Genomic DNA, 6,627 nt, shown 5'->3' on the forward strand with positions numbered 1-6,627 from the left:
GCCGCCGCCTTACAACTCAACCCAGGAGCCGACTTTGCGCTCCAGGGCCTTTTCGTAGATGAGATGCCCGGTCATGACATCGTGCAGGGCGATGCCCATGAGCACCGCGGCTCTGCGCCCCGTGCGCAGGCCGGTCTTCCTGCCCGCGCAGATTTCGCCCATGTCCGAGTGCAGACCCGTTTCGCCGGGGTAGCCGTTCTTGAAATACTTGCCGTGTTCGCGCGTCCACAGATACTGGGCCGTATCGTCCGTGGTGAAGCAGTCCGCTTCGCTCATGACCTCAGCCTCGAAGGCGGCGTCATAGTCCACAGCGATGGCCAGGGCATCCCGCTTCAGCCATTCGGCTTTGACGAAGCGTTGCGGGTCGTCGGAAATGGGCGTGCAGGTGATGACCACATCCGCGCCGGTGACGGCCTCCCTGGCATCGGCGCCGGTGACGAAGCGCGCCTTGGGCAAGAGCGGGGCCATGTCGTCGGCAAAGCGCGGGCCGTGGGCCGGGGCATGGCCCAGCAGGCGCACTTCCTTGATGTGCGGGAACACCTCGGCCATGGTGCGCAGGTTCATGCGTCCCTGCACCCCCAGGCCGATGATGGCGACGGTTTCGGTCTCGGGATCGCCGAAGTGCCGCGCATAGACCCCGGAGGCCGCGCCGGTGCGCCAGGCGGTGATCCAGCCCGCGTCCATGACCGCGCGGATGAGTCCGGTCTCCGGGTCGATGAGCGTCCAGATGCCGGTGATGGCGGGCAGGCCCTTTTTGCTGTTCTGCGGATAGCCGCAAACGCATTTGAGCCCGGCCATGTCGAGGTCGCCGCCAACGTAGCAGGGCATGGCGTGGACGAAGCTGTTTTCGCGCGGGTGCACGCCGATCTTGGCGGGCAGTTCGACCTCGCCCTGACCCAGCGCCGCAAAGCCTTCTTCGATCACGTCCATGATTTCGCGCATGGAGATCCCGAGGGAATCAATGTCCGCCCGGGACAGCCAAAGCACGTCAAAGGGCATGCATGTCTCCTGAATCGTATGAGTACTTGGAACGATTTTGTAGTAGGCCTATTCCGCCAATTCGTCAAAACGTTTGGCGTCCGCAGCCGTTGCCGGCGTGGCTGCTTGCGGTTGCGCTCGCACCGGCCACCGCGTAGAGTCGTCATATGACAACTCAGACCGACGCGGGACTTACGCGGGATTTCATTGTGGATCAGGACGCGGACGGCGTCCGCCTGGACCGTGCGCTGGAGCCGTTTTTGCCGGGCTTCGGCCTGCGCCAGCGCCGGCGGCTCATCGAAAACGGGCGCGTGCTGGTGGAAGGACGCCCCGCTCCGGCAGGGCTCAAGATGCGCGCGGGCCAGCGGCTCTCGCTCTTGCCGGACGAAGCCGCGCCCCAAGAGGCCCCGCGCGTGCGCATCGTGGTGCGCACCCAGGACTACGCGGCCTTGAACAAGCCCGCCGGTCTGCACAGCGCGGCCCTCGCCGGCGGCGGCGGGCTCAGCGTTGAGGCCCTGCTGCCCGCGCTTTTTCCGGAGCTGAAGCCGAGGCTTTTGAACCGCCTGGACTTTCTCACCTCCGGCCTGGTGCTGGTGTCGCTGAACGGCCGGGCGGCCAAGGTGTTCGCCGCGCTCAAGCCCAAGGACATCATCAAGGAATACCTGGCCGTGGTGGACGGAGTGCTTGACGAGCCGTTGGAGTTGAAGCGAAAGCTGGATACGGACGACCGCAAGCGCACGCGCGTGCTGGGCAAGCTCGACCCGGAGGAGCGCAACTGGACCCTCGTGTGGCCGGAGACGCCGCTGGCCGGGAATAAAACGCTGGTTCGGGTGCGCATCCAGGCCGGGGCGAGGCATCAGATCCGCGCGCATTTGGCCGCGGCCAATCTGCCCATCCTTGGCGATCCGCTCTATGGTGAGATGCCGGGCGACATGACGGGCGCCGGTGCGGAGGAAAGCGCGGGCGGGGCGGACGGACGCTTGTTTCTGCACCACCGGCGGCTGGAGTTCCCGGGCTTTTGCGCCAAGTGCGATCCGACCTGGCTGAAGGATTTGGAGCGCGCGGCCCCTGCGAAACGCGAACCTTCCGGCGAAGAGCCGGCATAGAGGAGGCACCATGAAACGCGCATTGATGGCCCTGGCCGCCAGCGCCCTCATCGTTTGCGGCAGCCTGCCCGCCTGGGCAGGCACGTCCAAGGGCCAGCTGATCTATGTGCCGTGCTCCTCGCACGTGTATCACGGCGTCAAGACGCGGCCTTTCGAGCTGACCATCACGCTACTGGTGCGCAACACCGACCCCTGGCGCAGCATGACGCTGACGGCCGTGGAGTACCGCGGCACGGACGGCAAGCTGCTCAAGCGCTATCTGGACACGGTGGTGGTTGTGCCGCCGCTGACCACGCGCGAGTTCACCGTGGAGCAGGAGGACACCAGCGGCGGCGTCGGCGCGTCGTTTTTGGTGCGCTGGAAGGCCGATGCGGCCATGAACGAGCCCGTGGCCGAGGCCGTGATGATCGGCACCTCGAACAGCCAGGGCATTTCCTTCACCAGCCGGGGCGTGGTGTTGCAGGATTAAACCGCCTGCCTATTCTCTGCCGGGCTTTTCCGTCCCGGCTATTCGCCGAGCAGGGCCTTGGCGAAGTCTTCGCCCACAAAGGGCCGCAGATCTTCCATGCCTTCGCCCAGCCCCACGAAGCTGATGGGCAGCTTGTGGCTGATGGCCACGCCCACCATGACGCCGCCCTTGGCCGTGCCGTCCAGCTTGGTCAGCACTATTTCGTCCACGCCGATGGCCTCGTGGAACAGCTTGGTCTGCGAGAGAGCGTTCTGCCCTGTGGTGGCGTCGATGACCAGCACGCACTTGTGCGGCGCGCCGGGATGCTTCTTCTCCAGCACGCGCTTGACCTTGCGCAGCTCCTCCATGAGATTCGTCTTGGTGTGCAGACGGCCCGCGGTATCAAGCAGCACCAGATCGTAGCCTTCCTTCTGGGCCAGATCCACGGCCTCAAACGCCACGGCCGCCGGGTCCGCGCCTTCGTGCTTGGCGAAGATGCCCGCGCCGACGCGGTCCGCCCAGACCTGCAGCTGGTTGATGGCCGCGGCCCGGAAGGTGTCGCCCGCGGCGATGAGCACCTTGCGGCCCTGCAGCTTGGCCCGGTAGGCCAGCTTGGCGATGGTCGTGGTCTTGCCCACGCCGTTGACGCCGATCATCATGACGACTTCCGGCGGCGCGGCGACCTTGGGCTTCTTCGGCAGGGGGAACAGGGCCTCCAGTTCGGCGCCCAGCACTTCGCGGAAGCGCGCGGCCTCGGTGACGCCCATGGCGCGAGCCCGGGCGCGCAGGTTGACGAGCAGCTTGCGCGTGGCCTCGGAGCCCACATCGGCCATGATGAACACCTCTTCCAGCTCTTCCCAGAAGGCGTCGTCGAGTTCGCCCTTGCGGCCGAACAGGGCGCCAAGGCCCGTGGCCATGCGCTCCCGCGTCTTGGCCAGCCCGGCCGTGAGCTTCTTGAAGAGATTGGTGCGCTCTTCCTCCTCCTGCTCCAGATCAAGAGCCAGAATGAGCCTGTAGCGCAGCTCGGAGCGGAATTCCTCAACCTTGGTCAGATGCATGGCCCGGGTCCAAACCTTGAACTCTTGGATGAACTTTTCGGCCTCGGCCTCGGGCGCGCCGATGGTGGCGAAAAGATGGCGCAGGCGGGCCCAGAGGGCCTCATCGGCGCTGTCGAGCCCGGTGAGCAGCAGGCCCAGCCACTCGGAAATGCGCGCGCGTGAGCCCTTGAGCGAGGCCGCGAGCTGCGCCTTCCACGCATCGCTCAGGTCCGCGCTGTGGTCCGTGCTCAGGTTTTCGTTCGGGTTCGGGCCGGTCGAGGCCTCCGCAACGTCCGCAGCCGGCGTGGCCGCGCCGATTTCCGCCGCCTGCGTGGATTCCGGCGTCGTCTCGCCGCCCCAAAGCTTCTTGACCTTGCTGAAAAAACCCATGGCTCCCCCTGATACGGTTGTGTGCGCCGCTTCTACCCCAGGCGCGGGGTTGACGCAACTCTGTTGAAATTAGCGGCCGGAGACACTAGAAGGGAGGCGCCGCTCCGCAAGGAGGGCAGGAGGCCGCATGCAGCGCACACGCATCAACGAGATTTTGACCAAGGAATCCGGCGGGCCGGTTCTGCTCAAGGGCTGGGTGCGCACCCGGCGCGACGCCAAGGGCTTTTCGTTTCTGGAGATCAACGACGGCTCCTGCCTGGCCAACGTGCAGGTGGTGGCGGACCATACGCCGGAGCTGTTGCCGACGCTTGAGGGCATGGGCACCGGCGCCGCCGTGGCCGTCGAGGGCGTTCTCGTGGAGTCGCCGGCCGCGGGCCAGCGCTGGGAGGTACGGGCTTCCAGCCTCATCCTCTATGGCCTGGCCGACCCGGAGACTTTTCCGCTCCAGAAGAAGCGGCACTCCGACGAGTTCCTGCGCACCATCGCCCACCTGCGGCCGCGCACCAACAAGTACGGGGCCATGCTGCGCGTGCGCTCCGAGATGGCGCTGTGCGTGCATGACTTTTTTCGTCAGCGCGGGTTCTTCCACGTGCATGCGCCCATTCTGACCGGCTCGGACTGCGAGGGCGCGGGCGAGATGTTCCGCGTGAGCAATCTGGAGGCGGAAAAGGCCGCGGCCATGACCCCGCAGGAGCGCGCCGAGGCCGAGTTCTTCGGCCGCCCGGCCGGGCTCACGGTTTCGGGCCAGTTGGAGGCGGAACTCATGGCGCTTGCCCTGGGCGACGTGTACACCTTCGGCCCCACCTTCCGGGCGGAGAACTCCAACACGCCAAAGCACGCGGCCGAGTTCTGGATGGTGGAGCCGGAAATGGCCTTTGCCGACCTGACCGACGACATGGACCTGGCCGAGGCGCTGGTCACCGGCCTGGTGCGGCACGCCCTGGAGCACTGCGCGGCGGACCTGGCGCTCTTTGGCAACTTTGTGGACAAGACCCTTCTGCCGACCCTTGAGAACATCCTGGCCAAGCCCTTTGCGCGCCTCACGCACGCCGAGGCCATCCGCGTGCTGCAGGCCTCCGGACGCAGCTTCGAATTCCCCGTGCACGAGACATCTGATTTGCAGACCGAGCACGAGCGCTACCTGTGCGAGGAGCACTTCGGCCGACCGGTCATCGTCTATAACTATCCCAAGGAGATCAAGGCGTTCTACATGCGCCTGAACGACGACGGGAGGACCGTGGCGGCCATGGATCTGCTGGTGCCGCGCATCGGCGAGCTGTGCGGCGGCAGCCAGCGCGAGGAGCGGCTCGACGTGCTGACCCGGCGCATGGCCGAGGCCGGCCTGCCGGAAGAGCCCTACCTGTGGTATCTGGACACCCGGCGCTACGGCACCGCGCCCCACGCGGGGTTCGGCATGGGCTTCGAGCGCCTGCTCATGCTCGTCACGGGCATCGCCAACATCCGCGACGTGATTCCCTACCCGCGCACGCCGGGCCATTTGGAGTTCTAGTCCGGCTGCCGGCTCCAATCGACGCGCACGCCCATGCGCGCCATGTCGTCCAGCAGGCGGCGCGGATCCGCAACCTGCCCCATGAAGCGCAGTCCCGGGGCGCACAGCCCGCCCGCAAGGTACTGGCGCAGGCAGGCGGCCACGGGAATGGCGGTGAGCGCGTAGGGGCTCGGATGGTCCACCACGAGGCGCAGGCTGGCCGGGGCTCCCTGGCGTGCGCCTGTGGCCGCAAGCGCAAAGCTCATGCCGGGAGCGTCTTTGCTGAACGTGTTGATGCTCCAGGTGAAAAGCCGGGCCAGCAGCGGGCGCATGCGAATGAGCCCCAGCCTGCCGCAGAGCAGGATCAGCGGCAGGACGAACCAGTCCGCCACGGGATTGAAGCCCGCCACAAGAACTCCGCACTCGCGCAGGCCCAGCGCGCCCGGCAGCGATTCCAGCTCGGCCATGCGCATGGGGAAGCACTGGCGCACGCCGAAGCGCGGGCCCAAATCCAGCGCGCGCATGTCCCTGTTCCCGGCCTTGCGCCAGGCTCCATCCGCAAAGATTGTCCCCTCCGCGGTCATGAGCTCGTCCACCAGCTCAAGGGCTGTGGTCTCGTTCTCCACGCGCATGCTCAAGCCCATGCCCACCAGGGCGCTGCGGTACTCGTCGAAGAACGGCGCGGCGGCGCGCACAAGGGCTGCCGGCAGGCCTGGATGGCAGCCCGCCTGGGTGAGCAGAAGCCGCCCGGCGCGTTCGAAGTCCTGTGCCAGCGGCAAGAGCTGTTCCAGGGCGCCCAGTTGGAAGTGGATGTCCAGATAGTCGGCTCCCGCGTCCAGCGCCGCGCGCGCCAGCCCGCCCACATGCCCGCCTCCGGGCGTCAGATCGATGAGCAGGGCGGAACCGCGCAGCACGGCGGCCAGCGAGGCGGGATCCCTGGCATCGGCCCGGGCCGCCCGCGCTCTTCCGGGGCGCTCGCCGTTCAGAGCGGCGGCGAGACGCGCGGCCTTTGCAGTATCCCGTCCGGCAAGGACCAACTCCGCGTCTGTTTCGCGCAGGAGCAGGCGGGACAGCTCCTGCCCCGCCCCTCCGTATCCGCCAAGAAGAACAAACGTTTTCATTTCAGCGGAATATGCACGTCCGTCAGCAGTTCTTCGGGCGGGGTGCTGGCCGGATCGT

General features: G+C 67.0%; 7 protein-coding genes (1 of these 7 only partly in view). 3 read left to right on the forward strand and 4 right to left on the reverse strand.

Annotated features, from left to right (window positions below; translation table 11 throughout):
- Positions 1-9: 9 nt before the first annotated feature.
- The gene (locus ACYQ4W_RS04945) at positions 10-999 is read right to left on the reverse strand and encodes an ornithine cyclodeaminase family protein (protein WP_459853531.1); all 990 of its coding nucleotides are present in this window, start codon (positions 997-999) and stop codon (positions 10-12) included.
- Between the two features lie 146 nt (positions 1,000-1,145).
- Between ACYQ4W_RS04945 and ACYQ4W_RS04950 the strand changes: the two genes are divergently transcribed.
- Positions 1,146-2,084 carry a pseudouridine synthase family protein gene (locus ACYQ4W_RS04950; protein ID WP_459853533.1) on the forward strand — a complete coding sequence of 313 codons (939 nt, stop codon included), beginning with the start codon at positions 1,146-1,148 and terminating at the stop codon, positions 2,082-2,084.
- A gap of 10 nt (positions 2,085-2,094) precedes the next feature.
- Positions 2,095-2,553, forward strand: a complete 459-nt coding sequence (locus tag ACYQ4W_RS04955) for a DUF3124 domain-containing protein (protein WP_459853536.1) — start codon at positions 2,095-2,097, stop codon at positions 2,551-2,553.
- Positions 2,554-2,591: 38 nt separating this feature from the next.
- Here the strand turns inward: ACYQ4W_RS04955 and ftsY are convergent, their stop codons facing one another.
- Positions 2,592-3,959, reverse strand: a complete 1,368-nt coding sequence (gene ftsY, locus ACYQ4W_RS04960; protein WP_459853539.1) for a signal recognition particle-docking protein FtsY — start codon at positions 3,957-3,959, stop codon at positions 2,592-2,594.
- Between the two features lie 127 nt (positions 3,960-4,086).
- On the opposite strand from ftsY, the gene asnS reads away from it, so the two are divergent.
- A complete protein-coding gene (asnS, locus tag ACYQ4W_RS04965) occupies positions 4,087-5,469 on the forward strand; it encodes an asparagine--tRNA ligase (RefSeq protein WP_459853542.1) in 1,383 nt (460 codons plus the stop codon).
- Here the strand turns inward: asnS and ACYQ4W_RS04970 are convergent.
- Together ACYQ4W_RS04970 and ACYQ4W_RS04975 are read right to left on the reverse strand one after the other, a co-directional pair.
- Positions 5,466-6,569, reverse strand: a complete 1,104-nt coding sequence (locus tag ACYQ4W_RS04970; protein ID WP_459853545.1) for a saccharopine dehydrogenase NADP-binding domain-containing protein — start codon at positions 6,567-6,569, stop codon at positions 5,466-5,468. The two genes, asnS and ACYQ4W_RS04970, sit on opposite strands and share 4 nt — an antisense overlap.
- Positions 6,566-6,627, reverse strand: partial view of an AraC family transcriptional regulator gene (locus tag ACYQ4W_RS04975; RefSeq protein WP_459853547.1) — the 3' portion only. Its footprint extends 835 nt past the window's final position; 62 of the gene's 897 nt are visible here — the last part of the coding sequence; its start codon lies beyond the right edge, outside the window — the gene reads right to left on this strand; it ends in the stop codon at positions 6,566-6,568. Before ACYQ4W_RS04975 ends, ACYQ4W_RS04970 begins: the two co-directional genes overlap by 4 nt.

Source organism: Humidesulfovibrio idahonensis, from assembly GCF_054657715.1.